The following is a 24,367-nucleotide window of genomic DNA, read 5'->3' on the forward strand; positions in this document are numbered from 1 at the left end:
ACGGAGGCTGACACATGGTGCGCCAGCGCATCCCCGCAGGAACCAGCACCGCCCCCACCGGCACCGGTGGGGGCGGGGTGACCCTCAAGGCGGTGGAGGACGCCGCCCGCTCCGTGTGGGCCATCGCCCCCTCCGCCGAGTCCGGGCTCACCGCCGTCGCCGCCAACAACAGCACCGACGACACCGCCCGCCTGCAGGCCATCCTCAACTACGTCAAGGCCACCTACGGCGGCGGCGACGTGCACCTGCCGAACAAGACGATGCGCCTGACGTCCACGCTCACCATCCCCTCCCGGGTGCGGGTCCTCGGCACGCAGGCATCCATCCTCAACTTCAGCAGCGCGCCCGACGGCACCGTGTGCGTGTCCGTCAACGACACCGACTTCACCCCCTTCATCGGCGTCGAGATCAACGGCAAGGGCACCGGATCCGGGCAGACCGGCTTGAAGGTCAAGGGCTTCGGGCTGCGGTTCGTGGATGTGCGCGTCGACGGCTTCAAGTGGGGCGTCGACATGTTCGAGTCCGACACGTACATCAACAGCTTCGACCACTGCGTGTTCGTCTCCTGCCAGCTCATCTTGCAGATCGACCTCGGCGACGCCTGGTCCTCGCATGGTCGGCAGGCAGGCAACTCCGGTGAGCGCACCACGTTCCTCGACTGCACGTTCGCCAACAGCGACGACGTGTACTTCTCCTCCGGCTCGGGGGCGGGCCTGCATTTCGTGGGCTGCTCCTTCGACTTCGTCGGGCGCCTCGGATCCCAGTGGGACTCCCACGCCTTCTTCGACTCGTGCCACTTCGAGTTCAACGGCGGCACCTACGACCACGCCTTCCGGCTGCGCGGCTACTCCCGCCTCACCATCGGCGACTCCAACTTCATCTGCGGCGGCAACCTGCACCACCTCGTGTGGACCGACGAAGCACCCGGCACCGTCGGTGGCGGGCGAGCCCACGTCTCCGGCTCCCACACCTACCACCCGCAGACCCCCGCCGCTCAGGCCGCCGGCGCCCTGCGCGCCGACTTCTCCGAGTGGCGCTTCGCCGTGCCCACCGGAGCCACCAGCGTCACCGTCTCCTCCTTCCTCATCTCCTCGTGGTCCACCACCCGCGTGCAGCCCGTCGCGGTCGGCACCACCCCCGAGGCGGACGTGCGCGCCCGCGTCAGTGCCATCGACCCGTTCGCCGGCACCGCCACCATCACCCTCTCCGCACCCGCCCCCGCAGGGACCGTGCTCGAGGTCAGCTTCTAGGAGGACGCATGGCCACCGCCACCGACCGCGGCTGGGCCCACCCGCCCGTGCGGCGCACCGTGCGGGTGCCGTGCGCCGGCATCCCGCTGAACCTGCACCCCGACGTCGCGCCCCTCTTCGCCGAGCTCATCCGGCGCGTGGAGGCGCTCAAGGGCCCCGGCTGGATGGTCTCGGCCGGCGGCTACAACTTCCGGCCCGTGCGCGGCTACGAGGAGCGCTACCGCCAGACCAAGTCCGCCGAGCTGCTCTCCGAGCACTCCTGGGCCCTGGCGGCCGACTTCCGCGCTGGCAGCAACCCGCAGCGCGCCAACGGCCCGAGCGACATGCCCGCGGACATCGTCGCCACCTGCCGGGCCATCTCGCCGCACCTCGTGTGGGGCGGCACCTGGTCCGGCTCGCGCCGCGACCCCATGCACTTCGAGTACGTCGGCACCCCCGCCCAGGCCCGCGCTGACGTCGCGCGCCTGACGCACCCCCCCGAGCACCAGGAGGACGACGACATGACCGAGGACGAGCGCAAGCTCCTGCGCGAGACGCACGCGATGGCCCGGCACTTGCTCAAGCAGGAGGGCTTCGACTTCGACCCCAAGACGCTCGAGGTCAAGCAGACCGGCTTCGACTGGCTGCTCGGCCGCCGGCGCGACGGCGTGCCCCGCTCCCTGACCGAGGCCGTCGGCGACATCGGCAAGAAGCTGGGGGTCTGGTCGTGAGCGTGCTGACCACCGCCCGGTTCTGGGAGGCCGCCGCCGAGCGCGCCGTGAAGACCAGCGCCCAGGCCGCGCTCCTGGTGCTCGGCGCCGACCAGGTCAACGCCCTGGACGCTTCCTGGTCCGACGTGGGCGGCTTCGCCCTCGGCGGCCTGGTCCTGTCCCTGCTGACCTCCCTGGCCTCCCTGGGCCTGGGGGGCGCCGGGCCTTCGGCGATCGAGGCCGAACAGCTCGTCGAGCCCGGCCGGCACTCCACCGGCGAGCTCGACGCCTGACCAGCACCACCTGCACCACCTGCAGCACCTGCGCCCCCGTCCCCCGTCAGGGGGGCGGGGGCGCTTCGTGCGTGCCCGGCAGCGTCAGGACGACGCCAGGGCCCCCGCGAACGCCAGCAGGGGCACCACGACGAACACCAGCCACACCAGCGCCCACACGCCCGTGACGGCCCACGAGACGACCAGGGCGGCCGTCGACAGGCCCTGCGAGGGGGTGTTCTTGCGGGTGACGTGCCCGACGACGATGCCGGCCAGCGACGTCGCGCCAGCGGTGAAGACGCCCAGGATGCCCAGCACCAGCGCGATCGTGGCGGGGGTGTCCGTGGCCACCCGCTGCACCGGGGCGGGCGGGTACGGCTCGTGCGTCATGCTCGGCTCCTGGGGGCTGTGGCGGCTGGTGGTGCATCGTCACACCAGCCGCCGGTGTTACCGCCGCGCGTGGGCGCCGCCGGCCCGCTCAGGCGGTGGCGCCCCACACGGCCTTGCGCAGCGCGTTGTCGGGGACCGCGGTGTACCTGGCGGTGGTCTCCGGCTTGGAGTGCCCCAGCAGCTCCTGCACGGCGCGCAGGTCGCGGTCCACAGCGTAGGCCCGTGAGGCGAAGCGGTGCCGCAGGGTGTGCGCGGTCCAGCCGGCGCCGAGGTGCTTGGCCAGCAGGTGCCCGACGCGGTCGGCGGACAGGTGCCCGTTGATCTTGCCAGGGAAGATGAAGCCCTCGCCCTGGTCGAGCTGCACCGCGGCCAGCCGCTCGGCCAGCTCCGGGTGCAGCGGCACCAGGCGCACGCGCCCGCCCTTGCCGTGCACGCGCAGGGAGAAGCCGTCGGCCTCGACCACGATGTCCTTGGTGTGCACCCGCGCGACCTCGCCGCGGCGCAGGCCGGCGTAGGCGGCCAGCATGAGCATGGTGACCTCGCGGGGGGCGGCGGTGGCCAGCGCGGCGTCCAGGGCCGTCTGGGGGGTCGGGCGTGGGTGGGCGCGGGGGATCGTCACCGCGCGCAGGTGGATGGAGGGATCGCGCAGGACGTGCTCGAAACGCACCGCCCAGCCGTAGAAGCCGCGCACCGCGGCGCGGGCGGACTTGCGGGTCTCCGGGGACCAGCCGGGCATGGCCATGAAGGCGATCAGGTCGTCCGGGGTCAGCTTGAAGGGGTCGGTTTCCGGGTGGCGCAGAGCCAGGTTGCGCAGGTAGTGGCGGCGCAGCCGGATGGTTCCAGCTGCGACGTTGCCGGCGGCGAGCCACTGCGTGTAGAGCCCGATCGCGCCGTTCCAGGTGGTCATGTGACCGTGTGTAGTCAAGCTCTCACGCGGCTGCAGCGAGTGACCTACGCTGCGGTACGCTGACCTGCGAAGGTAGGTACACGGCAGGTTGTTGGTTCGAGTCCAACTGCGGGAGCTCCTCGAGGGGGCGTGCGCACGCACGCCCCCTCCGTCGTCCCCGGCCCCTGCGGGGCCGCGCCCCCGTGGAGGTGCCGGCCGTGCCCGTCCGCCGCACCAGCGCCCCGGCGGCGATCCTCGTGCCGCTGCTCGTGCTCGTGCTGGCCGTGCTGCTGTGGCGGGCGCTGAGCGGTCCTGCCCCCGGCGGGCCCGCCGGCACCTCCGACCCGGGCGGGCGCGCCGCGCCCACCGGCGGCGCCGCGCAGGCGCTGCGGGCCCTGCCCGTGCGCGAGGCCGACACCGGCGCCGGCTACCAGCGCACCCGCTTCGGGGAGAGCTGGGCGGACGTGGACGGCAACGGCTGCCGCACCCGCGACGACGTCCTGCGCCGCGACCTCGAGGACGTGCGCCTGGACGGCGACGGCTGCACCGTGCTGTCCGGCACGCTGGACGACCCCTACTCCGGCCGCGAGATCCCCTTCCGGCGCGGGCCCGCCACGAGCTCGGACGTGCAGGTCGACCACGTCGTGGCGCTGGCCGCGGCCTGGCGCACCGGCGCGCGCGCCTGGAGCGCCGAGGAGCGCGTCGAGTTCGCCAACGACCCCCTGGAGCTGCTGGCCGTGGACGGCCCGCTGAACTCCGCCAAGGGCGACGACGACGCCTCGCAGTGGCTGCCGCCGCTGGGCGCGTGCGAGTACGTCGCCCGGCAGGTGGCCGTCAAGAGCGCCTGGGGGCTGTGGGTCACGCCCGCCGAGCGCACGGCGATGGCCGACGTGCTGGCCGGCTGCCCCGGTCAGGAGCTGCCCGCGCGCTGAGGGCTCCGGGCCGGGGCCCGGAGCACCGCTCCCGCGGTGGCGTCCCGGCCCGGCGGGCGCGCCGGGGTGGCAGGCTGCGGGCGTGGGCACGGGCGTGGGCGCGGGCGAGGAGGCGGGTGCGGTGCTGGCGCGCGTCGAGCAGTGGCTCGCCGCCGGCGGCGCCGTGGCCCTGGCCACCGTGGTGCGCCCGGCGCGGGTGGAGCCCTCGCCGCACCCGCAGCGCCCGGAGCACCTGGAGCCGCGCCCGGCGGGCACCGTCCTGGCGCTCGGCCCGCGCGGGGAGGTCGCCGGCGCCCTGCCGTGCCGCTGCGCGCAGCCGGCGGCGCTGGAGCTGGCCCGCCGCGTGCTGGCCGGTGCTGCGCCGGTGCTGCGGCGGTGCTCCGGGGCGTGCGCCCGCCGGCCGCCGTGCGCGGTGGGCCCGGAGGTCTTCGTCGAGCGGGTGGACCGCTCCAACGCCAACCTCGTGCGCTCGGCCGCGGCCTCGGTGCGGGCGGGGGAGGCGGTGGCGGTGGCCACCGTGGTCGCCGCGCCGGACCCCGCGGCCCTGGGTCGGCACCTGCTGCTGTGGCCGGCGCGGCGGGCCGGCTCGCTGGGCCCGGCCGAGCTCGACGACGCGGTCGCCCGGGCGGCGCGGGAGCTGCTGCGCGCCGGTACCAGCGGCGCGGTGCGCGTGAGCGGTGCGGTGGAGGTGTTCGTCGCCGCCCACCCGCACCGGGCGCTGCCGCGGGCGGTGCCCGCCGCGACCACCGCGACGACCACGACGGCGGGCACCGCGGCGACCACGACGGCGGGCACCGCGGCGACCACCGCCGCGGCACCGGTTTGAACGCGGGCGGGTGCTGCGCCTACAGTGCGCGGCAGACCATCCAGAGCGGTTGAGAGACCTGGCTCGACGACGCCGCAGCAACCCCCCGGGAACGGGCGAGGGTGCTCCCGCCAGGCCGATGGAGGAGAACGTGAACCCCAAGCCCCACGTGGCGGTCCTGCGGCGCGTCGTCGACCTGTGCCGCACCTGCTCCGCCGGCTGTCGCTGACCGACGGCCACCGCCGGGCGCCCGCGCCCGGCCCCGCGCCGCTCCCCGCACCGGGCGAGGCCCGGTGCCGCCGCGCGCCCGCGCACCCACCGCCGCCCCTCCCAGCCAGGAGCCCCCCTTGCGCACCCGCACGCCGCTGCTCGCCGTCCCCGCCCTGCTGACCCTCCTCGCCACCGCCGCGTGCGGAGGTGGCGACGGCGGTGGTGGCGGCTCGGCCGCCGGGGGCGGGCAGCCGCGCCCCGGCGGGGACCTGCGCTTCGCGATCCAGGTCGACTCCGGCTGCATCGACCCCCAGCAGGTCGGCAACAACGACGCGCTGAACATCGGCCGCCAGCTCGTGGACTCCCTGACGGTGCAGGACCCCGCCTCCGGCGAGGTGCGGCCCTGGCTGGCGCAGTCCTGGGAAGTCTCCCCGGACGCGACGACCTTCACCTTCCGCCTGCGCAGCGGCGCCACCTTCAGCGACGGCGCCCCGGTGGACTCGGCGGCCGTGAAGGCCAACCTCGACGGCGTCGTCGCCCTGGGCGCCAAGGCGCAGCTGGGCTCGACGTACCTGGCCGGGTACACCGGCACCCGGACCCCCGACCCGCTCACGGCCGTGGTGACGTTCTCGCAGCCGAGCGCGCAGTTCCTGCAGGCCACCTCGACGATGAGCCTGGGCCTGCTCTCGCCGGCCACCGTGGCCGCCGACCCGGCCACCCGCTGCGACGGCAGCACGCTGGCCGGGTCCGGCCCCTTCACGGTCGGCTCCTACCGCCGCGACGCCGAGGTGGTGCTGGAGAAGCGCGCCGGCTACGACTGGGCGCCCGACGGCGCCGGGCACACCGGCGAGGCCTACCTGGACAGCATCACCTTCCAGGTGGTGCCGGAGTCCAGCGTGCGCACCGGCTCGCTGGCCTCGGACCAGATCGACGCGACGACCTCCATCGCCGCGCAGGACCTGCCGCAGTTCGACCGCGACGGGTTCTGGACCGAGCGCCGCGCGAACCCGGGCATCCCGTACAACTTCTTCCCCAACTCCTCGCGCCCGCTGTTCTCCGACGCGCGCGTGCGGCAGGCGCTGTCGAAGGCCGTCGACCGCGAGGAGGTCGCGAGCATCCTCAACCCCGGCGACGTGGCCGTCTCCTCGGCGCTGTCCGCCTCGACGCCGCTGGCCCCGGACGACTCCGCGCTGCTGGCCCGCGACGTCGACGGCGCCGCCGCGCTGCTGGAGGAGGCCGGCTGGAGGGAGGGCCCCGACGGCGTGCGCGTCAAGGACGGCCAGCGCCTGACGTTCACGGTGACGTTCTGGCAGCCGGTCTCGGCGGCGCTGGAGCTGATCCAGCAGCAGGTGCGCGAGGTCGGCATCGACCTGCAGCTGAAGCAGGCCACCGTGGCCGAGCAGCAGGCGCAGCAGGCCTCCGGCGACTACGACGTGCTGCTGTACAACCTCACCCGCTCCGACCCGGACGTGCTGCGCACCGTCTTCGCGCAGAGCGCGCGCAACGTCGCCCAGCGCCCGCGCGGGCCGCTGGACGACCTGCTCGACGGGCAGGCGGGCACCCTGGACGCCGACCGGCGCGGTGAGCTGGTCGCGCAGGCCTCGCAGCAGCTGCTCACCGAGGCGTACTCGATCCCGCTGTTCGAGCTGTCCACCGTCATCGCCGCCAGCGCCGACGTGCACGACCTGGAGTTCGAGGGCTCCTCGCGGCTGTGGTTCCACGACGCCTGGCTGTCCTCGTGAGCGGCGCCCTGCCCGGCTACGTCGCGCGCCGGCTGGGCCAGGCGGTGCTGGTGCTGTGGGCGGCGTTCACGGTGACGTTCGCGGTGCTGTACCTGCTGCCCAGCGACCCGGTCTCGATCATGCTGGCCGGCGGCCAGGGCGGGGAGCAGAGCGACGTCGACCCCGCCCGGGTCGCGGCGCTGCGCGCCGAGCTGGGCCTGGACGACCCGTTGCCCGTGCAGTACGCCGAGGCGCTGTGGCGCACCCTGCACCTGGACCTGGGGTCCTCCGTGCAGAACGGCGCACCGGTCACCACCCTCATCGGCGAGGCGCTGCCGCAGACGGCGCTGCTGGCCGCGGCGGCCTTCGCGCTGGCCGTGCTCCTGGGCACCTCGGTGGCCCTGCTGAGCGCGTGGAGCCGCTCGGCGCGGCTGCGCGCGCTGCTGCTGGCGCTGCCGCCGTTGGGGGTCTCGCTGCCGACGTTCTGGGTGGGCCTGCTGCTGGTGCAGCTGCTCTCCTTCCGCTTCCCGGTCTTCCCCGCCCTCGGCAACGCCGGCGCGGCCAGCCTGGTGCTGCCGGCGGTGACGCTGGCGGTGCCGGTCTCCGCGCTGCTGGCGCAGGTCCTCGCGCGCAGCCTGCGCGGTGCGCTGGCCGAGCCGTACGTGGAGACCGCCCGCGCCAAGGGCGCCTCGCGCGGGCGGGTGCTGCTGCGCCACGCCCTGCGCAACGCGGTGATCCCGACCCTGACCGTCGCCGGGGTCGTGGTGGGCAACCTGCTGGCCGGGGCGGTGGTGGTCGAGACGGTCTTCTCCCGGGTGGGGGTCGGGCGCCTGACGGTCTCGGCCGTCGAGGCGCAGGACATCCCGGTGGTGCAGGGCCTGGTGCTGCTGGCCTCGACGGTGTTCGTGCTCACCAACCTCCTCGTGGACCTGCTGTACCCGGTGCTGGACCCGCGGCTCCGCACGGCCGGCGCGCGCCCGCGCCGCGCCGCCGTGCGCGACCTGGCCGGGAGCGCGGCGTGAGCGCCGTGGACGTGCGCCCCGCGGCGCGCGAGCGCACCGCGCCGGCGCGCCGCCGGGGCGTGCTGCGCCGGCCCGGCCTGGCGCTGGCCGTGCTCGTGCTGGTCGTGGTGGTCGCCTGGGCGCTGGCGCCGGGGCTGTTCACCGGGCAGAGCCCGGTCGAGGGCGTGGCCGCCGACCGGCTGCAGGGCCCTTCCGCCGCGCACCTCTTCGGCACCGACCACCTCGGCCGCGACGTGTACGCGCGCGTCGTGCACGGCGCGCGCCTGACGCTGCAGGCGACCGTGCTGGCGGTGCTCATCGGCCTCGTCGTGGGGACCGCGGTCGGGCTGGTGGCCGGCTGGGCGCGCGGCCTCGTCGACGACGTGGCGATGCGCGCGGTGGACGTGCTGCTGTCCATCCCCGCGCTGCTGCTGTCGATGGCCCTCATCACCGCGCTGGGCTTCGGCACCGTGAAGGTCGCCATCGCGGTCGGCATCGGCACGGTGGCGAACTTCGCCCGCGTCATGCGCGCGGAGGTGCTGCGCGTGAGCTCCTCGCCGTACGTGGAGGCCGCGCGCGCCTCGGGCGTGCGCACCACCGGGGTGCTGCTGCGCCACGTGCTGCCCAACGCCGCCGGCCCGGTGCTGGCGCTGTCCGCGCTGGAGTTCGGGGTGGCGGTGCTGGCCGTCTCCGCCCTGAGCTTCCTGGGCTTCGGCGCCCCGCCGCCGGCCCCGGAGTGGGGTTCGCTCGTCTCCGGCGGGCGCGACTACCTGGCCACCTCGTGGTGGCTGACGACCCTGCCCGGGCTGGTCGTGGCGGCCGTGGTGCTGTCCGCGAACCGCGTCGCCCGGGCCCTGGAGGGGGGGACCGCCTCGTGAGCTCCACCGCGGCGCAGCCGCTGCTGAGCGTGCGCGACCTGCGCGTGTCCTACGCCGCCGGCGGCGCCCGGCGCGAGGTGGTGCACGGCGCCTCCTTCGACGTGCTGCCCGGCGAGGTCGTCGCCGTGGTCGGCGAGTCCGGTTCCGGCAAGAGCACCACCGCGCACGCCGTGGTGGGGCTGCTGCCGGCCGGCGGTTCCGTCGACGGCGGCTCGGTGCTGCTGGAGGGCCGGGAGCTGGTGGGGCTGCCCGAGCGCGCGTGGCGCTCGGTGCGCGGCGCGCGCATCGGCCTGGTGCCGCAGGACCCCACCCTGTCGCTGAACCCCGTCGAGCGCGTGGGCGACCAGGTCGCCGAGGCCCTCGTGGTGCACGGCCTGGCGCGCGGCGCGGCCGCGCGCGCCCGGGCGGTGGAGCTGCTCACGGCCGCGGGGCTGCCCGACGCGGCCGTGCGCGCGCGCCAGCACCCCGGCGAGCTGTCGGGGGGGATGCGCCAGCGCGTGCTCATCGCCGTGGGCCTGGCCGCCGGCCCGCGCCTGCTGGTGGCCGACGAGCCCACCAGCGCCCTGGACGTCACGGTGCAGCGGCAGGTGCTCGACCACCTGGAGCACCTGACCCGCGAGGCGGGCACCGCGGTGCTGTTCATCACCCACGACCTGGCCGTGGCCGCCGACCGCGCCTCGCGCGTGGTCGTCATGTCCGGCGGCGAGGTCGTCGAGGTGGGCACCGCGCAGCAGGTCCTCACCGAGCCGCGCCACCCGTACACGCGCGCGCTGCTGGCGGCCGCACCCAGCCTGACGAGCGCGCGCCTGCGCGCCCGCCCGCGCCCCGCCCCGCCGGCCCTCGTCGCCACCCCCGTCGCCACCCCCGCCGCCCCGCCCGCGCCCGAGCAGCGCGCGCAGCCGGCCGGCCCGCTCGTGGAGGTGCGCTCCCTCGTCAAGCGCTTCGCGCTGCCCGGCCGCGGCCGGCAGCAGACCGCGGTGGCGGGGGTGGGCTTCACCCTCGAGCGCGGCGAGACGCTGGCGCTGGTGGGGGAGTCCGGCTCGGGCAAGACCACCACCGCCCGCCTGGTGCTGGGCCTGGAGCGCCCCACCTCCGGCGAGGTGCTCTTCGACGGCGTGGGCACCGGCGGCCTGCGCGGGGCGCGCTGGCGCGCGCTGCGCCGGCGGATGCAGCTGGTGTACCAGAACCCCTACGCCTCGCTGGACCCGCGCGTGGCGGTGGGCGAGACCGTCGCCGAGCCGCTGCGCGCCTTCGGCGTGGGCGACCGCGCCTCGCGCGCGCGCCGCGCCGCGCAGCTGCTGGACCAGGTGCGCCTGCCCGCCGACGTGCTGCGGCGCAGGCCCGCGGAGCTGTCCGGCGGGCAGCGCCAGCGCGTCGCGATCGCCCGCGCCCTGGCGCTCGAGCCGGACCTGGTGGTGTGCGACGAGCCGGTCTCGGCCCTGGACGTCTCGGTGCAGGCGCAGATCCTCGAGCTGCTCGTGCAGCTGCAGGCCGACCACGGCCTGAGCTACCTGTTCATCTCCCACGACCTCGCCGTGGTGCGCCAGGTCAGCGACCGCGTCGGGGTGATGCGCCGCGGGGAGCTGGTCGAGCTCGCCGCGACGGAGCAGGTGTTCACCGCCCCGCAGCACCCGTACACCGTCGAGCTGCTGGATGCGATCCCCGGCCGGCGCGCGCTGGAGGACGTCTCGTGACCGCCGCACCGGGCGAGCTGGTGGTGCGGGTGGTGGGGGTGCGCGACGAGCTGGCGCGCCCGCTGTTCGAGGACCTCGCGCGCGAGTACGGCGCCCGCTACGGCGGCACGCCCGAGCAGGTGCGCGGGGAGCTCGAGCGCCACCCCGCCGAGGAGTTCGACGAGCCCGACGGGGTGCTGCTCCTGCTGCTGGAGGACGGCGCGCCCGTCGCCGGCGGCGCGTACCGCCGCTACGACGAGGGCACCGCGGAGCTGAAGCGGATCTGGACGCACCGCGAGCACCGCCGCCGCGGGCTGGGCCGGCGCGTGCTGACCGAGCTGGAGGCGCGCGCCCTCGCGGCCGGCTACTCGCGCCTGTACCTGACCACCGGGCCGCGCCAGCCCGAGGCGCGCGGGCTGTACCTGCGCGCCGGTTTCCGGCCGCTGTTCGACCTCGACGCGGACCCGGAGAGCGTCGGGCGCCTGCCGTTCACCAAGGACCTGCCCGCGGCCGCCGACCCGCGCTGAACCGCCCGCGCTGAACCGCCCGCGCACCCGCCGCGAGGACGGCGCCCCCGACCGCACTCCCTTGACTCCGACTCAAACGAGGAGCAGCATCGGGTGGTGACGGAGGCACCGCGCAGCCACCGGACCGGGCGGCGAGCGCGATCCGTCGAGCGCACGCGGGAGGCGATCGTCACGGCCGCGGCCGAGGCGTTCCTGGCCCGCCCCTACGACGAGGTCCGCCTCGTCGACGTCGCCCGGGCGGCGGGCGTCACCCAGCAGACCCTGATCAACCACGTGGAGTCCAAGGAGAACCTGCTCCTGGTGGCGATGCTGCACCTGGGGCAGGAACTGCTCGCGCAACGCGGTCCCATCGCCCCGGGCGACGCCGCCGGGGCCGTGCGCGCCCTCGTGGCGCAGTACGAGCGCTACGGCGACGCCAACGTGCGGTTCCTCGCGCTGGAACCGCGCCTGCCCGCCCTGGCCGGGGCGCTGCGGCACGCGCGCGCCGAGCACACCCGCTGGCTGGAGGGGGTGTTCGGCGCGCACCTGCCGGTCGGAGCCGCGCCGCGGCGGCGGGCCCTGGCGGCGCTGTACGCCGTCACCGACGTCGGCACGTGGAAGCTGCTGCGCCGCGACCTCGGGCACTCCCGCGCGACGACGAGCGCGGTCCTGCTCTCCATGCTCCGCGCCGTCCTGACGACGGGCGGTGACCACCGGGAGGAACCGTGAAGGTCTTGGCAGCCCTCTGGGACGGCGGGGGCACCGTCCCCGCCGAGCTCGGCGTCGTGCGCCGCCTGCGTGAGCGCGGGCACGACGTCACCGTCCTGGCCGACCCGCCGCTCGAACCGGGTGCCACCCGGGTGGGGGCGGCGTACCGGTGCTGGACGCGCGCGCCGTTCCGGCGCACCGACGCGCGAGAGGACGACTGCTTCCGCGACTGGGAGTGCCGAACCCCGCTGGGGCAGTTCACCCGCGTCCGCGACCGCCTCGTCACCGGCCCGGCCGCGGCGTTCGCCGCCGACGTGCGCGAGCAGCTGGCCGCCGAACCCGTCGACGCGGCGGTCGTCAGCGGCGTCCTGCTCGGCGCCCTGGCCGGCGCCGAGTCGGAGGGCGTGCCGACCGCAGCGCTGTGCCCGAACGTCTACAGCCGGCCGGCACCGGGGGTGCCACCGCTGGGGATGGGCCTGCAGCCCGCCCGCGGACCGGTGGGGCGGGTGCGCGACGCCGTCCTCAACGGGCTGGTCAGCCGCCTGTGGAACGGTGGGCTGGCCGACCTGAACGCCGCCCGCGCCGGGATCGGCCTGGACCCCCTGCAGGACGTGTGGCAGAGCTGGGACCGCGCCGCCCGCGTCCTGGTCCTCACCGACCCGGCCTTCGACCTGCCCGCCCGGTTGCCGGAGAACGTGCGCTGCACCGGCACGCTCCCGGACGACCCGCCGTGGGTGCAGCCGTACCGGCCCCCCGCGGGGGACGCACCGCTGGTGGTGGCGAACCTCTCCAGCGTCTACGCGCGCGGGCAGGAGGACGTGCTGCGCCGCATCGTGGAGGCGCTGGGCTCGCTGCCCGTGCGCGGCGTGGTGACGACCGGGCCCGCCGTGGACCCGGCGGCGTTCGCGGGTGCGCCGGGGGTCGACGTCGTGCGCTCGGCCCCGCACGCCGAGCTGTTCCCGCGGGCGGCCGCGGTCGTCACCCACGCCGGGCACAGCACCCTGCTGAAGGCGCTGGCGGCAGGGGTGCCGGTGCTGTGCCTGCCGATGGGGCGCGACCAGCACGACAACGTCGTGCGCGCCGCCCGCCACGGCGCGGCGCTCGGCCTGCGCCGCAGCGCCTCGCCCGCGGCGATCGCGGCGGGCGTGCGCCGGCTGCTGGAGGAACCGGCGTTCGGCCGGGCCGCCCGCGCGTTCGGGGAGGGCGTCCGCGCCCGGGCGGCCTCCCCGCTGCTGCTGGAGGAACTGGAGTCGCTGCCGCGCCACGCGCGCCGGGCGGCGTGAGGAGGGAACCGTGGGAACGATCGACGCCACCGCGTCGCGCGCCTTCGCCCGCACCGCCATGGCGGTGCGCCCGGGCTCGACCGGGAGCCGGGTGCTCTCGGCCGCCTTCCGCGGGCACGTGCGCCTGTACCGGGCGACCGGCGGGCGCATCGGCGCTCGCATGGACACCGCCGTGCTGTGCCTGCTCACGACCACCGGCCGGGTCTCCGGCGCACCGCGCACCCACGTCCTGGGGTGCGTGCTCGACGGCGAGCACCTCGCCGTCGTCGCCAGCAACAGCGGCAGCCCGGAGCACCCGCAGTGGTACCGCAACCTCGTCGCGGAGCCGCGGGTTCGCGTCCAGATCGGTCCCCGCGCCTTCACCGCCGTGGCGCGCACCACGTCGGGGCAGGAGCGGGAGCGGCTGTGGCGCCGGGCCCTCGACACCGCGGGCATCCTGGAGGACTACCAGCGCAGGACGACCCGGCAGCTGCCCGTCGTGCTGCTCGAACCCGTCGACGCGCGGGGCGCGGAGGTGGTGGCCGCGCTGGCGGAGCCGGTCACCGGGTCCGCGGGGGTGCAGCGCGCGCTCGTCGCCGCCTCCACCGTCCAGCTCGCCGCCCAGCTCGCGGGGCAGGTCCTGGCCCTGCGCCGGGGTGCGGCGTTCGACGTGGCGCTGCTGCGCTGGCGCGGGCGTCCCGAGCGCATCGGGCGGGACTCCTGGCTGTACGGCACGGGGTTCTCCGCGCCCGTGCCGATGATGGTGCTGCAGGCGGTGAGCACCGTCCGACTGGCGCGCGCCCCCCAGCCGGTGGCGGCCCGTGCCCTGGGCGTGCTCGGGACCGTCATGGTGCTGGGATACGTCGTCGAGCGCGAGACGCGCGCGGTGCTCCGCCCCGCCGGCCGCGACCCGGTCGCCACCCCGGTCGTCGCGACCTGCCTCGCCACGGCCGCGGTCATGGCCCGTTGGGGACGCCGCGCCGCCACCCGCGGGTGAGGGAGCGGTGCGCCGCCCCGGCGGAGGGGACCGGGGCGGCGCACCGGCGCGGCGGGAGCCGGTGCCCGCCGGTGTCCGCCGGTGTCCGCCGGTGTCCGCCGGTGCTCGCCTAGGCGCGCGCCAGCGCCCACGCGGCCCAGGTGCGGGTGTCCGCCACGTCGCGGTGCAGCTGCTCGACGAGGTCGGCGGAGCCGGAGAAGCGGCGCTGCGGGCGCAGCCGCACGTGCAGGCGCACCAGCACCTCCCGGCCGTAGAGGTCGCCGGAGAAGTCCAGCAGGTGCGCTTCCAGCAGCCGGGCGCCCTCGCGCCCGTAGTAGGTGGGCCGGTGACCCACCGACACCGCCGCCACGTGCACGTCCTGACCGACCTGCACGGTGCCGGCCCACACGCCGTCGCGCAGGCCGTGCGCGGGCACGGCGACGTTGGCGGTGGGGAAGCCCAGGGTGCGGCCGCGCGCGTCGCCGTGCTCGACGACCCCGGCGACCTCCAGAACCGGTTCCGGCCCGCCCGCCCGGGGCTGCGGCAGGTCGTTGCCGGCCGGTCGGGCGCCCGGCAGGTGCCCGGTGCCCGGCAGGTGCCCACGACCCGCTGACTGCTCCTCCACGGTGCCTCCCTCGTCCCGGCGGCCGGTCCCCGGCCCGCCGCGCTGCCCGGCCCCGGGGTCCGGGGTCCGGTCGTCCTCCGCAGGAACCCCCCGCGCGCGCGGGAGCTTCCCGGGTGGCGGGCAGGTGCCCGCCACCCCGCGGCCGTCACTGCGTCTTGGGCAGCCCGGGCGGGTTGACCTGGGACGCCGGCAGCGCCTCGTCGCCGAGGTTCCAGCGCTCCAGGGTCTTCGCGTAGGCGCCCTCGGCGATGAGGTGGTCGATCGCCTCGGCCAGGGCCTGCACGAGCCCGTTGCCCTTCTGCGTGGTCGCGGCGATGTCGGCCTGGATCGTGCCACCGCCGGGCACCAGGCCGACGATCTTCGTGTCGCCGGCCACCAGGGCGTGGTAGGCGGCGGTGGGGTTGGGGCCGAAGGCCGCCTGGATGCGCCCGGACTTCAGGGCCAGGTAGGTGTCGGAGGCCTGCTGGTAGTACTGGATCTCCACCGGCTCGCGTCCGGCCGCGCGGTTCTGCGCGTCCCAGTCGAGCAGCACCTTCTCCTGGTTGGTGCCCGAGCCCACCGAGACGGTCAGGCCCGCGACGTCCTCGGGTCCCTCGATGGCGGTGATGTCGGAGTCCACCGGCACCTCCCACGCCAGCGTGTCGACGCGGTAGGAGGCGAAGTCGTACTTCTCCTTGCGCTCCTCGGTGACGGTGATGTTCGAGAACCCGACGTCGTACTGCCCGGACTCGATGGACAGGAACAGGTTCTCCCAGGACGTGGTCCGCACGTCGGGCTCGAGGTCGAGCACCTGCGCCACGAGCAGCGCCAGGTCCGGCTCGATCCCGATGACCGTCTCGTCGTCGTCGGCGCGGAAGCTCAGCGGCGGGTTGCCGTTGCCGGTGGTGCCGATGACGAGCGTGCCGCGCTCGCGGATCGCCTGCGGGACCTTCGCCGCGATCGCGGGCGCGGCCGCCACGGTGAGACGGCCGGGCTGCGCGGCGCTGGTGTCCACCCCGCCGTCGGCGGTGGCCGGCGCGGCCGCGGCGTCGGCGGCCGGGTCGGCGGGGGTGCCGCACGCGGACAGCGCCAGCGGCGCGGCGGCGAGGGCGGCGAGCAGGGAACGGCGGCTGAGCAAGGGTTTCTCCTCGGGGTGGGCGCGGACCGGCCCGGGCGGCCGGGCCGGTGGGGCGCCCCGGCGGTGCCGGAGCGCGGTGGGACGGTTCAGAGGACCTTCGCGAGGAAGGCGCGGGTGCGCTCGTGCCGGGGGGAGTCCAGGACCTCCCGGGCCGCCCCCTCCTCCACGACGACGCCCTCGTGCAGGAACAGCACGCGGTCGGCGACCTCGCGGGCGAAGCCGATCTCGTGCGTGACGACGACCATCGTGGTGCCGGCCGCGGCGAGGTCGCGGATGACGTCGAGCACCTCGCCGACCAGTTCGGGGTCCAGCGCGGAGGTGGGTTCGTCGAAGAGGACCAGCGAGGGCCGCAGCGCCAGGGCGCGGGCGATCGCCACGCGCTGCTGCTGCCCGCCGGACAGGCGGCGCGGGTACTCGTCCTCCTTGCCGGCCAGCCCGACGCGCGCCAGCAGCGCCCGGGCCTCGGGCAGCACCTCCGCGCGTCGGCGGCGCTGCGCCGACAGCGGCGCCTCCAGGACGTTCTCCAGGACGGTCAGGTGGGGGAAGAGGTTGAACTGCTGGAAGACGAAGCCGATGCCGGAGCGCTGGCGCAGCACCTCGCGCTCGTGCAGCTCGCGCAGGTGCGCGCCGGCCCGGCGGTAGCCGATGAGCTCGCCGCCGACCTCCACGACGCCGGCGTCCACCTTCTCCAGGTGGTTGATCGTGCGCAGCAGGGTGGACTTGCCCGACCCGGAGGCGCCCAGGACGACGGTCACGGTGCCGGCCTCCACGGTCAGGTCGACGCCGCGCAGCACCTCCACGGCGCCGAAGCGCTTGTGCACGCCGCGCAGGCGCACGACGGGCTGCTCGGCCACGGTGCCCACCGCGCTCACCGCGCCACCCCCGCGCCCCGGCGCGCCCCGGCGGCGCGCAGCGACCGGGCCAGGCGCAGCAGCGACGGCTCCTCGTGCCGGCTGCTGCCGCGGCCGTAGCGGCGCTCCACCGCCCACTGCGCGACGGACAGCACGGTCGTCAGCGCGAAGTACCACACGGCCGCCACGAGCAGCAGCGGGATCACCTGACCGGTGCGGTTGTAGACGACCTGCACCTGGTAGAAGAGCTCCGGCAGCGCCATGACGTAGACCACCGAGGTGCCCTTGAGCAGCCCGATCACCTCGTTGCCCGTGGTGGGCACGATGACGCGCAGCGCCTGCGGCAGCTGGATGCGCCAGAACTGCCGCGCGCGCGGGATGCCCAGCGCCGCCGCCGCCTCGCGCTGGCCGGGGTCGACCGCCAGGAACCCCGAGCGCACGATCTCCGCGCAGTACGCGGCCTGGTGCAGGCCCAGCCCCAGGAACGCCGCGGTGACCGGGCCGACGAGGTCCTGGGTGGGGACGCTGACGAACTGCGGGCCGAACGGCACGCCCAGGCCGATGCGGTCGTAGAGGATCGCCAGGTTGTACCAGAACAGCAGCTGCAGGATCAGCGGCACCGAGCGGAAGACGCTGATGTAGGTGAAGCTGACGGCCTTGAGCAGCGGGTTCGACGACATCCGCATCAACGCCAGCACCGTGCCCAGCGCGAGCCCGATCACCGTGCCGACGACCGTGAGCTGCACGGTCAGCCACAGCGACTCCAGGATCGTCGCGGAGAACAGGAACTCGCCCACGGTCGGCCAGTCCCACGCGGGGTTCGTCACCAGGGCGTTGACGGCCATGGCGGCCAGCACCGCCACGACGGCGGTGGCCAGCCAGCGCCACGGGTGGCGCGCGGGCAGGACGCGCACGGCCGGCGCGGGGGCGGCGGGCGGTGGTGCGGACCGCGCACCGGGCGCGGTGGGGGTGGGGATCGTCACGGGTGCTTCCTCGGGCAGGGGCCGCTCGGGCGGCGGGTGAGGGGGCGCGGGCGCGCGGGTGCTGGCGCCCCGGTCGGTCCCGGAGCGTCAGCGCGCCACGGGCGCGCGGGAGGCGCCGCGGCGGTGGGGGCGGTGCGGGGAGGGTGTGCTGCGCTCAGGCGCGACAGGCCGCCGAGGCCACGCGGCCGAGGTCGACGTGGCGGCGCTGCACGAAGGACGCGGCGCGGGCGGTGCGGGTCATGCTCGACTCCCATCGGTCCTGGCGGAAGCACCCGCGCCCGAGTTCCCTCGGGGGGTTGCTGCGGCGTCGACGAGCCAGGTCTCTCAGCCGCTCTGGATGGACGAGGAGAAACTACCGCACCCGGCGGGGTGTTGTCGATCTCCTGCGGCGGAACGCGTCCGCGCGCCGGTGCGCGAACGCCCCGGCGGCCGGCGTGGTGCCGGCCGCCGGGGCGCTCGGGGCCCGGGTCAGCGCCGGGTCAGCGCCGGGTCAGCGCCGGGTCAGCGGTGCGCGCAGGCCCAGGTGCTCGCGCAGCGTCGTGCCCACGTACTCGGTGGGGTACGCGCCGCGGTCCTGCAGCGCGGGCACGAGCTGCTCGACGATGTCGTCCAGCCCGCTGGGCACCAGGAACGGGGTGATGTTGAACCCGCTGCTGGCGCCCGTGCGCACCCAGCGCGTCAGCTCGTCGGCCAGCTGCGAGGCGGTGCCGGCGAAACCGCGCTGGGTGGAGTTGTGGATGACCAGCTCGCGCAGCGAGTACTTGTTCTCCTCCGCCACGGCCCGCCACTGCTGCGCGATGGCGCGCGGGTCGTGGCCCTGGCGCGCGGCCCCGCGGGTGCCGTCGATGTCCTCGATCACCGGGTCGTGGGCCGGCAGCGGGCCGTCGGGGTCGTAGCCGGAGAGGTCCTCGCCCCACACCTGCCCCACGAGCGAGAGCGCCGTGGCGGGGGTGACCTGGTTCTCCAGCACCCAGCGGGCCTTCTCCTCCGCGTCCGCCTCGCTGTCGCCGACGACGATCTGCGTGCCGGGCAGGATGAGCACGTCGTCCTCCGGGCGCCCGGCGGCCACGACGCGCCGGCGCACGTCGTCGGCGAACTCCAGCGCGTCGGCGTGGTCGGTGCCGTGCCGGGAGAAGATGACGTCCGCGGAGCGCGCGGCGAAGTCGCGCCCGGCGGGGGAGTCGCCCGCCTGGAAGATCACCGGGTGACCCTGGGGGCTGCGCGGGACGGTGGGGCGGATCTCCACGTCGAACAGCCGGTCCTCGTGGGCGACCGGCGTGAACGCCCCGCCGTCCCAGCTGTCCCACACGCGCCGGGCGAGGGTGACGAACCGCTCGGCGCGCTCGTAGCGGTCGGCGTGGTCCAGGTACCCGCCGCGGCGGAAGTTCGCGCCCGTCCAGGCGTTGTCCGTGGTGACCACGTTCCAGGCCGCGCGCCCGCCGGAGAGCACGTCGAGGGAGGCCAGGCGCCGCGCGAGGTCGGCCGGGTCGTTGTACGTGGTGTTCTGCGTGGCGACCAACCCGATGCGCTCGGTGAGCCCGGCCAGGGTCGCCAGCTCGGTCAGCGCGTCGGGGCGGCCCACGACGTCCAGGTCGTGGATCTTCCCGCGCTGCTCGCGCAGGCGCAGCCCCTCGCCGAGGAAGAACGCGTCGAACAGCCCGCGCTCGGCGGTGCGGACCAGCTGCGTGAACGTCGAGCGGTGCATCTGCGAGCCGCTGCGCGGGTCCGACCAGATGGTCGTGTGGTTCACGCCCTGGAAGAACACCCCGAAGTGGACGGTGGCGTTCGGGTAGCGCAGGTCGTCGGTGCTCATCGTCGGCTCCTCAGGCGGTCGCGAAGCGGTTGGCCGGCCGGGTCAGGCCGAGGGTGGAGCGCAGGGTGGAACCGGCGAGGGGGGCCTGCAGCAGGCGCTGGACGCGCAGCGCGGGCAGCGTGGTGCGCACCAGCTGGCGCAGGTCCTCGTCGAGGACCGCCGCGTGCAGCCGCACCCCGTCCACGCGCGCGGACAGGTCGGTGAGGAACCGCGCGAACTGCTCGCCGGAGCCGGTGAAGCGCACGCGCCCGCGCTCGGGCGCCGCCCCGTCGGCGTCCAGGGCGGCGACGCGCTCGGTGGCCGGGGCGGCGTCGGTGTCGAGGGCGAGCTCGACCTCCACGAGCACCAGCGGGCCGCCCCCGGAGCGGCGGGCTGCGTGGTCCCCGGTGAGCACCACGTCCACCTGCGCGTCCGGCAGCGCGCCCTCGGCGGCGAGCACGACGGACTGCCCCTGCGGCGAGCGCGGCACCGTCAGCGGGCCCTTGACCGACCAGCGGCCGGTGTCGACGTCGACGTGGTGCAGGCGGTCGCGGTCCACGTACCGGCCGGTGGCCACGTCGCGCACGACCGCGTCGTCCTCCCAGGAGTCCCACAGCGCCCGCACCGCGCCCACCACGTCGGCCAGTTCCGTGCGCAGGTCCTCCCCGGCGGTGACGGGCAGGCCCACCGCCCGCGCCGCGGCCGGGTCCGCGGTGGCCACGGGGATCCAGCCGGCCCGCCCGTCCGAGGAGTGGTCCAGCGAGGCGATCTGGGCGGCGACGTGGAACGGCTCGGTGTACGTCGTGGCCACCACGGGCACCAGGCCGATGCCCTCGGTCGTGCCGGCCAGGAACGCCGCGCGCTGCACTGCGTCCAGGTGTCCGGCCGGGTTGCGCGGGTCGGGCAGCGGGGAGTCCTCGAACGTCAGCCCCGTCAGGCCCTGCGCCTGCGCGGTGACGGCGAACCCGCGCAGCCGGGCGGGGGAGAAGACCTCCGAGGGCGTGGCGCGCGAGCGCCGCCAGGCCGACGGGTGCCAGCCGCCGCCGTCGACGTCGAGGAACAGGTGGAACGGTCGGGGCACGGTCGGGCTCCTCGGGAGGTGGGTGGGGGTGGTGCGGGGACGCCGCGCCCGTGCGGGGAGCGCGGCGCGGGCGCGCGCGGTGCCCGGCGCGCACGTCGTGCGGGTGGGCGCAGGACCGGCGCCGCGCGTGCGGGGACCGGCGGGGGAGGGTGCGCGTCAGGCGCGACAGGCGGCGCTGGCGAGGCGCGCGAGGTCCACGTGGAGCCTGCGCACGAGGTGGACGAGCGGAGCGGTGGTGGGGCGGGGGTCCGCGGTCTCCACACGTCCTCCCTCGTCCTCGGCGCGGTCGCCGGCCCCGGCAGTGAACTCCACGGCCCTCGGGAGCGTCAAACGGGCGCGGGCCCGGTGCGTCAGGGCGCGCCCGGCGCCCCGTCGGGCCCGGCGGGCTCCGCGGGCGCGGCGGGCTCCGCGGGCGCGGCGGGCTCGGTGGTGGGCAGGCCCGCGGCCCGCCAGGCCGGGAAGCCGCCGTCCACGTGCACCACGTCGGTGAAGCCCGCCGCGAGCAGCCGGGCCGCCACGGGGCCCGAACCGGCGGGCGAGCCGCAGACGACCACGACGGGCTGGTCCCGGCTCGTCAGCTGCGGCAGCGCCGCGCTCCCGCCGAGGTCGAAGCGCTGCTCCACCTCGTCCTTGGCCACGACGACGGCGCCGGGCAGCGCGCCGTTCGCGGCGCGTCCCGCCTCGCTGCGCACGTCGACGAGCAGCGCGCCGGCGGCCACGGCGCGCCCGGCGCTCGCCGCGTCCACGAGCGGCGCCTCGGGCAGGTCCCCGGGCGGGTCCGCGGGTCCGCTCGCGGGGGTGCTGGGGTCGGGGCTGGCGGTCACGGGGTCCTCCGTCGGGTGTACGTGCGCGGGACGGGTGCGCCGGCGCCCCCGGCGGGTGCGCCGGCCGCTCGCCAGGCGGCGGCGAGCAGCTCGTAGGAGCGCAGCCGGTCGGCTGCGCGGTGGGTGGCGGTGGTCACGAGCAGCTCCTCGGCGCCCGTGGCGCGCTGCAGGGCGTGCAGGCGCCGCACCGCGGTGGCCGGCGAGCCGACGACCTGCGCCTCAAGGCGGTCGGCCACCAGCGCCCGGTCCTCCGGGGTCCAGGTGGCCGCCCGCGCCTCGGCGGGGGCGGGCACCGGCACGGCGCCGCGCCCGCGGCGGATGCTGAGCACCCACGGGCCGTGCGGGTCGGCCAGCTCGGCGGCCCGCTCGTCGCTCTCGGCCACCACGACGTCCACCGAGACCGCCACGCGCGGCGCGGGCAGCACCCCGGGGCGGAACGCCGAGCGGTACGCCTCGACGGTCTCCAGCACGGCCGCGGGGGCCACGTGGTAGTTCGCCACCAGGGGCAGGCCCAGCTCGCCGGCCGCGCGCGCGGACTCCCCGCCGCTGGAGGCCAGCACGTGCACGCGCACGGGCGCCCCCGACAGCAGCGCGCTGCCGTGCCGGCGCCCGTCGGCGTCGACGTGCCCCCCGCCGAGCAGGTCCAGGGCCAGGCGCAGCTCGTCGGCCAGCGGCGGGGGGTCGGCGCGGTGCACGCCCAGCACGCGGGCGGAGGCGCGCAGCAGCTCCAGGACCGCGGGGTCGCGCAGCGGCGGGGGCGGCGGCGCGGGCACCGGCAGCCCGTCCACCACCCGGGACGCGTGCGGGACGCCCGCGCCCCCGTCGGCGCCGCCCGGTCCGCTGTCCGGTCCGCCGCCCGCGCGAGCGGCGGCCGCGGGCGCCGGCACGTGCGCGCGGCCGAAGCCGAGGTCGACGCGGTCGCCGGCGGCGCGGGCGATGGTGGCCCACTGCTCGGCGGCCACCGCCGCGGTCGTCACCGCCAGCAGGCTGGCCGCGGAGCCCACCCGCAGGCGCCGGGTGCTCGCCGCCACCAGGGCGGCCAGCACCGCGGGGGCCGCGGAGGACACGCCCGGGGACAGGTGGTGCTCGGCCAGCCAGAACCCGCGGTACCCCCACCGCTCGGCGGCGCGGGCCAGGTCCAGGCTGTGCGCCACAGCGCTGCCGGCCGGCTCCCCGGTGGACTCCGGCGCCAGGTCGAGCACGGACAGGTGCGCGGCGGGCGCCTCCTGCACGGCCGCGCTCACGCGGGCACCCCGCCGGCGGTCCCGGGGGTCCCGGCGCGCAGGAACGCCGCGGGGTCCGGGCGCGGGTCCGGCACCGGGCCCCAGGCGCCGTCGACGACCGCGTAGCGCAGCCGCGGGCCCTCGGTGAGGAAGCGCTCCAGCGCGTGCAGGAGCCGGTCGACGTCGTCGGTGCCCGTGCCCACGCCGGTGCTGGCGCGCAGCGCGCCGTCACCGAGCCCCAGGGAGTCCGCGAAGCGGTGCGCGCAGAAGCGCCCGTCGCGCACGCCGACGCCGTGCTCGGCGGACAGGTACGCGGCCACCGCGGAGGAGGGGTGCCCGGGCAGGGTGAAGGTGACGACGCCGACGGCGTCGGCGGCGTGCGGGCGCACCACCCGCACGCCCGGCAGGGCGAGCAGGCCCGTGACGAGCCGCTCGCGCAGCAGCGCCTCGTGCGCCTCCAGCGCCCCGGCGGGCAGCGCGGCGATCTCCTCGCACGCCCGCGCCAGGGCGACCGCGCCGAGCACGTTGGGGGAGCCGGCCTCGTGCCGCTCGGGGCCCTCGGCCCAGCGCACCGCGTCCACGCCGACGTGCAGCGTCGCGCCGCCACCGGCCAGGTACGGCTCGCTCGCGTCCAGCCAGTCGCGCCGGCCCACGAGCGCGCCGGCGCCGAAGGGGGCGTACAGCTTGTGCCCGGACAGGGCGAGGTAGTCCACGCCGTCGGCGGCCAGGTCCACCCGGCGGTGCGGGACGAGCTGGGCGCCGTCCACGGCGGTGCGCGCCCCGCCCGCGCGCGCGGCGCGCACCAGGCGCCGCAGCGGCAGCACCTCGCCGGTCACGTTGGAGGCGCCGGTGACGGCCAGCAGCGCGTAGCGGCCGGTGGCCAGCTCCGCCTCCAGCGCCTCGACCGTCGCGTCGAGGTCGGCGCCGCCGGGCACGACCGTCGTGCGCGCCGAGCGCTGCCAGGGCAGCAGGTTCGCGTGGTGCTCCACGTCGGCCACCAGCACGCGCCCGCCGGCCGGCACGGCCCGCGAGAGCAGGTCCAGGGCGTCGGTGGTGCTGCGCGTGAAGACCACCGCGTCGTCCGGGCGGGCTCCCACGAAGCGCCCGACCTGCTCGCGGGCCTGCTCGAACAGGGCCGTGCAGACCCGCGAGAGGTACCCGGCGCCGCGGTGGACGCTGGCGTAGTGCGGCAGCACCTGCGCGACGCGCTCGGCCACCGCGCTCAGGGCCGGGGCGCTGGCGGCGATGTCGAGGTTGGCGTGGGCGACCTCGCCGCCGGTGGCCAGCGGGACGAGGGTGCCCGCGCCCACCACGGGCAGCAGCGGCGCCGCGGACGGGCCGGCGCAGCGGCGGGGGGCGGGCAGGGTCGTGGTCGTCACGGGGCCTCCGTCGGGGAGGGACCTGCCGGGGACCGGGGGCGCCCGGCGAGGTCCGCGCTTGCCGACGCCACCTCGGCGCCGGCCAGGTCGTCACCCGGGGCACCCCGCCGCGCAGGAGGGTTGCCGGCCAGCGAGCCGGGGCTTCGCGCTGGCGCTCATGACCTGCTCCGAGCGTGCCACGCGCACCGCCCGCGTGGCAACGCCGGCCTCCCCGGCTCCGGCGATGCCCTACGCTGGAACGACCATCCAGAGCGGCCGAGAGACCTGGCTCGACGACGCCGCAGCAACCCCCCGCGAGGGAGGGTGCTCACGCCGGGACCGATGGGAGGCACG

Annotated in this window: 26 protein-coding genes and 4 riboswitches; of the genes, 13 read left to right on the plus strand and 13 right to left on the minus strand. The window is 76.8% G+C overall.

Going from position 1 to position 24,367, the window contains the following annotated elements; all coding sequences use genetic code 11:
- The first annotated feature begins 14 nt into the window (after positions 1-14).
- From ACRYMN_RS06160 to ACRYMN_RS06170, 3 genes are read left to right on the plus strand one after another with little or no spacing between them, the layout of a single operon-like run.
- Positions 15-1,250 (plus strand): hypothetical protein, encoded by a 1,236-nt coding sequence (locus ACRYMN_RS06160; protein WP_432493056.1) that lies wholly within the window; start codon positions 15-17, stop codon positions 1,248-1,250.
- 8 nt (positions 1,251-1,258) lie between these two features.
- Positions 1,259-1,960: a M15 family metallopeptidase gene (locus tag ACRYMN_RS06165; protein WP_432493058.1), complete on the plus strand. Its 702-nt coding sequence runs from the start codon at positions 1,259-1,261 to the stop codon at positions 1,958-1,960.
- Entirely contained in the window at positions 1,957-2,232 is a 276-nt protein-coding gene (locus tag ACRYMN_RS06170) for a holin (RefSeq protein WP_432493060.1), read from the plus strand. Before ACRYMN_RS06165 ends, ACRYMN_RS06170 begins: the two co-directional genes overlap by 4 nt.
- An 84-nt stretch (positions 2,233-2,316) precedes the next feature.
- Here the strand turns inward: ACRYMN_RS06170 and ACRYMN_RS06175 are convergent, their stop codons facing one another.
- Positions 2,317-2,601 (minus strand): DUF4190 domain-containing protein, encoded by a 285-nt coding sequence (locus ACRYMN_RS06175; RefSeq protein WP_432493062.1) that lies wholly within the window; start codon positions 2,599-2,601, stop codon positions 2,317-2,319.
- Positions 2,602-2,689: 88 nt separating this feature from the next.
- Positions 2,690-3,508 (minus strand): tyrosine-type recombinase/integrase, encoded by an 819-nt coding sequence (locus tag ACRYMN_RS06180; RefSeq protein WP_432493064.1) that lies wholly within the window; start codon positions 3,506-3,508, stop codon positions 2,690-2,692.
- 197 nt (positions 3,509-3,705) lie between these two features.
- On the opposite strand from ACRYMN_RS06180, the gene ACRYMN_RS06185 reads away from it, so the two are divergent.
- From ACRYMN_RS06185 to ACRYMN_RS06230, 10 genes are all read left to right on the plus strand, one after another.
- Positions 3,706-4,419, plus strand: a complete 714-nt coding sequence (locus ACRYMN_RS06185; RefSeq protein ID WP_432493066.1) for an HNH endonuclease family protein — start codon at positions 3,706-3,708, stop codon at positions 4,417-4,419.
- Positions 4,420-4,501: 82 nt separating this feature from the next.
- Positions 4,502-5,245 (plus strand): XdhC family protein, encoded by a 744-nt coding sequence (locus ACRYMN_RS06190; protein WP_432493068.1) that lies wholly within the window; start codon positions 4,502-4,504, stop codon positions 5,243-5,245.
- Between the two features lie 33 nt (positions 5,246-5,278).
- Positions 5,279-5,370, plus strand: a riboswitch (SAM riboswitch).
- Between the two features lie 201 nt (positions 5,371-5,571).
- The gene (locus ACRYMN_RS06195; RefSeq protein WP_432493070.1) at positions 5,572-7,176 is read left to right on the plus strand and encodes an ABC transporter substrate-binding protein; all 1,605 of its coding nucleotides are present in this window, start codon (positions 5,572-5,574) and stop codon (positions 7,174-7,176) included.
- The gene (locus tag ACRYMN_RS06200; RefSeq protein ID WP_432493072.1) at positions 7,173-8,177 is read left to right on the plus strand and encodes an ABC transporter permease; all 1,005 of its coding nucleotides are present in this window, start codon (positions 7,173-7,175) and stop codon (positions 8,175-8,177) included. The genes ACRYMN_RS06195 and ACRYMN_RS06200 overlap by 4 nt, the downstream gene beginning before the upstream one ends.
- A 5-nt stretch (positions 8,178-8,182) precedes the next feature.
- Entirely contained in the window at positions 8,183-9,034 is an 852-nt protein-coding gene (locus ACRYMN_RS06205) for an ABC transporter permease (RefSeq protein ID WP_432493150.1), read from the plus strand.
- Positions 9,031-10,728, plus strand: coding sequence for a dipeptide ABC transporter ATP-binding protein (locus tag ACRYMN_RS06210; RefSeq protein WP_432493074.1), 1,698 nt, complete (start codon positions 9,031-9,033; stop codon positions 10,726-10,728). The genes ACRYMN_RS06205 and ACRYMN_RS06210 overlap by 4 nt, the downstream gene beginning before the upstream one ends.
- Complete coding sequence (locus ACRYMN_RS06215) at positions 10,725-11,234, plus strand: GNAT family N-acetyltransferase (RefSeq protein ID WP_432493076.1); 510 nt, start codon at positions 10,725-10,727, stop codon at positions 11,232-11,234. Before ACRYMN_RS06210 ends, ACRYMN_RS06215 begins: the two co-directional genes overlap by 4 nt.
- Before the next feature lie 96 nt (positions 11,235-11,330).
- On the plus strand, positions 11,331-11,942 hold the full coding sequence (locus ACRYMN_RS06220) for a TetR/AcrR family transcriptional regulator (RefSeq protein ID WP_432493078.1): 612 nt from the start codon (positions 11,331-11,333) through the stop codon (positions 11,940-11,942).
- On the plus strand, positions 11,939-13,204 hold the full coding sequence (locus ACRYMN_RS06225; RefSeq protein WP_432493080.1) for a nucleotide disphospho-sugar-binding domain-containing protein: 1,266 nt from the start codon (positions 11,939-11,941) through the stop codon (positions 13,202-13,204). The genes ACRYMN_RS06220 and ACRYMN_RS06225 overlap by 4 nt, the downstream gene beginning before the upstream one ends.
- A gap of 10 nt (positions 13,205-13,214) precedes the next feature.
- Complete coding sequence (locus tag ACRYMN_RS06230; protein WP_432493082.1) at positions 13,215-14,180, plus strand: nitroreductase family deazaflavin-dependent oxidoreductase; 966 nt, start codon at positions 13,215-13,217, stop codon at positions 14,178-14,180.
- Between the two features lie 109 nt (positions 14,181-14,289).
- Here the strand turns inward: ACRYMN_RS06230 and ACRYMN_RS06235 are convergent, their stop codons facing one another.
- From ACRYMN_RS06235 to ACRYMN_RS06285, 11 genes are all read right to left on the minus strand, one after another.
- Positions 14,290-14,784 carry a riboflavin kinase gene (locus ACRYMN_RS06235; protein ID WP_432493084.1) on the minus strand — a complete coding sequence of 165 codons (495 nt, stop codon included), beginning with the start codon at positions 14,782-14,784 and terminating at the stop codon, positions 14,290-14,292.
- 145 nt (positions 14,785-14,929) lie between these two features.
- Positions 14,930-15,901, minus strand: a complete 972-nt coding sequence (locus tag ACRYMN_RS06240; protein WP_432493086.1) for an ABC transporter substrate-binding protein — start codon at positions 15,899-15,901, stop codon at positions 14,930-14,932.
- Positions 15,902-15,987: 86 nt separating this feature from the next.
- The gene (locus ACRYMN_RS06245; RefSeq protein ID WP_432493088.1) at positions 15,988-16,773 is read right to left on the minus strand and encodes an amino acid ABC transporter ATP-binding protein; all 786 of its coding nucleotides are present in this window, start codon (positions 16,771-16,773) and stop codon (positions 15,988-15,990) included.
- Positions 16,770-17,735, minus strand: coding sequence for an amino acid ABC transporter permease (locus tag ACRYMN_RS06250; protein WP_432493090.1), 966 nt, complete (start codon positions 17,733-17,735; stop codon positions 16,770-16,772). Before ACRYMN_RS06250 ends, ACRYMN_RS06245 begins: the two co-directional genes overlap by 4 nt.
- A gap of 154 nt (positions 17,736-17,889) precedes the next feature.
- Positions 17,890-17,976: a putative leader peptide gene (locus ACRYMN_RS06255; RefSeq protein ID WP_432493152.1), complete on the minus strand. Its 87-nt coding sequence runs from the start codon at positions 17,974-17,976 to the stop codon at positions 17,890-17,892.
- A gap of 6 nt (positions 17,977-17,982) precedes the next feature.
- Positions 17,983-18,079, minus strand: a riboswitch (SAM riboswitch).
- Between the two features lie 146 nt (positions 18,080-18,225).
- A complete protein-coding gene (locus ACRYMN_RS06260) occupies positions 18,226-19,548 on the minus strand; it encodes an NtaA/DmoA family FMN-dependent monooxygenase (protein WP_432493092.1) in 1,323 nt (440 codons plus the stop codon).
- Between the two features lie 10 nt (positions 19,549-19,558).
- Positions 19,559-20,608: an LLM class flavin-dependent oxidoreductase gene (locus ACRYMN_RS06265; RefSeq protein WP_432493094.1), complete on the minus strand. Its 1,050-nt coding sequence runs from the start codon at positions 20,606-20,608 to the stop codon at positions 19,559-19,561.
- A 156-nt stretch (positions 20,609-20,764) separates the two neighbouring features.
- The gene (locus ACRYMN_RS06270) at positions 20,765-20,920 is read right to left on the minus strand and encodes a putative leader peptide (RefSeq protein ID WP_432493096.1); all 156 of its coding nucleotides are present in this window, start codon (positions 20,918-20,920) and stop codon (positions 20,765-20,767) included.
- Positions 20,921-20,958: 38 nt separating this feature from the next.
- Positions 20,959-21,432 carry a rhodanese-like domain-containing protein gene (locus ACRYMN_RS06275; protein WP_432493098.1) on the minus strand — a complete coding sequence of 158 codons (474 nt, stop codon included), beginning with the start codon at positions 21,430-21,432 and terminating at the stop codon, positions 20,959-20,961.
- Positions 21,429-22,676, minus strand: a complete 1,248-nt coding sequence (locus ACRYMN_RS06280; RefSeq protein WP_432493100.1) for an LLM class flavin-dependent oxidoreductase — start codon at positions 22,674-22,676, stop codon at positions 21,429-21,431. The genes ACRYMN_RS06275 and ACRYMN_RS06280 overlap by 4 nt, the downstream gene beginning before the upstream one ends.
- The gene (locus ACRYMN_RS06285) at positions 22,673-24,034 is read right to left on the minus strand and encodes an aminotransferase class V-fold PLP-dependent enzyme (RefSeq protein WP_432493102.1); all 1,362 of its coding nucleotides are present in this window, start codon (positions 24,032-24,034) and stop codon (positions 22,673-22,675) included. Before ACRYMN_RS06285 ends, ACRYMN_RS06280 begins: the two co-directional genes overlap by 4 nt.
- Positions 24,035-24,083: 49 nt before the next feature.
- Positions 24,084-24,197: riboswitch (SAM riboswitch) on the minus strand.
- 76 nt (positions 24,198-24,273) lie between these two features.
- A riboswitch (SAM riboswitch) is annotated at positions 24,274-24,362 on the plus strand.
- Positions 24,363-24,367 lie beyond the last annotated feature (5 nt).

Source organism: Kineococcus gypseus, assembly GCF_050871305.1.
GTDB classification, from domain to species: Bacteria; Actinomycetota; Actinomycetes; order Actinomycetales; family Kineococcaceae; genus Kineococcus; species Kineococcus gypseus.

Bases quoted from the DNA above. Each gene is read 5' to 3' on its own strand.
- ACRYMN_RS06160 (WP_432493056.1), top strand. From the start codon at position 15: ATGGTGCGCCAGCGCATCCCCGCAGGAACCAGCACCGCCCCCACCGGC.
- ACRYMN_RS06165 (WP_432493058.1), top strand. From the start codon at position 1,259: ATGGCCACCGCCACCGACCGCGGCTGGGCCCACCCGCCCGTGCGGCGC.
- ACRYMN_RS06175 (WP_432493062.1), bottom strand. From the start codon at position 2,601: ATGACGCACGAGCCGTACCCGCCCGCCCCGGTGCAGCGGGTGGCCACG.
- ACRYMN_RS06180 (WP_432493064.1), bottom strand. From the start codon at position 3,508: ATGACCACCTGGAACGGCGCGATCGGGCTCTACACGCAGTGGCTCGCC.
- ACRYMN_RS06255 (WP_432493152.1), bottom strand. From the start codon at position 17,976: ATGACCCGCACCGCCCGCGCCGCGTCCTTCGTGCAGCGCCGCCACGTC.
- ACRYMN_RS06260 (WP_432493092.1), bottom strand. From the start codon at position 19,548: ATGAGCACCGACGACCTGCGCTACCCGAACGCCACCGTCCACTTCGGG.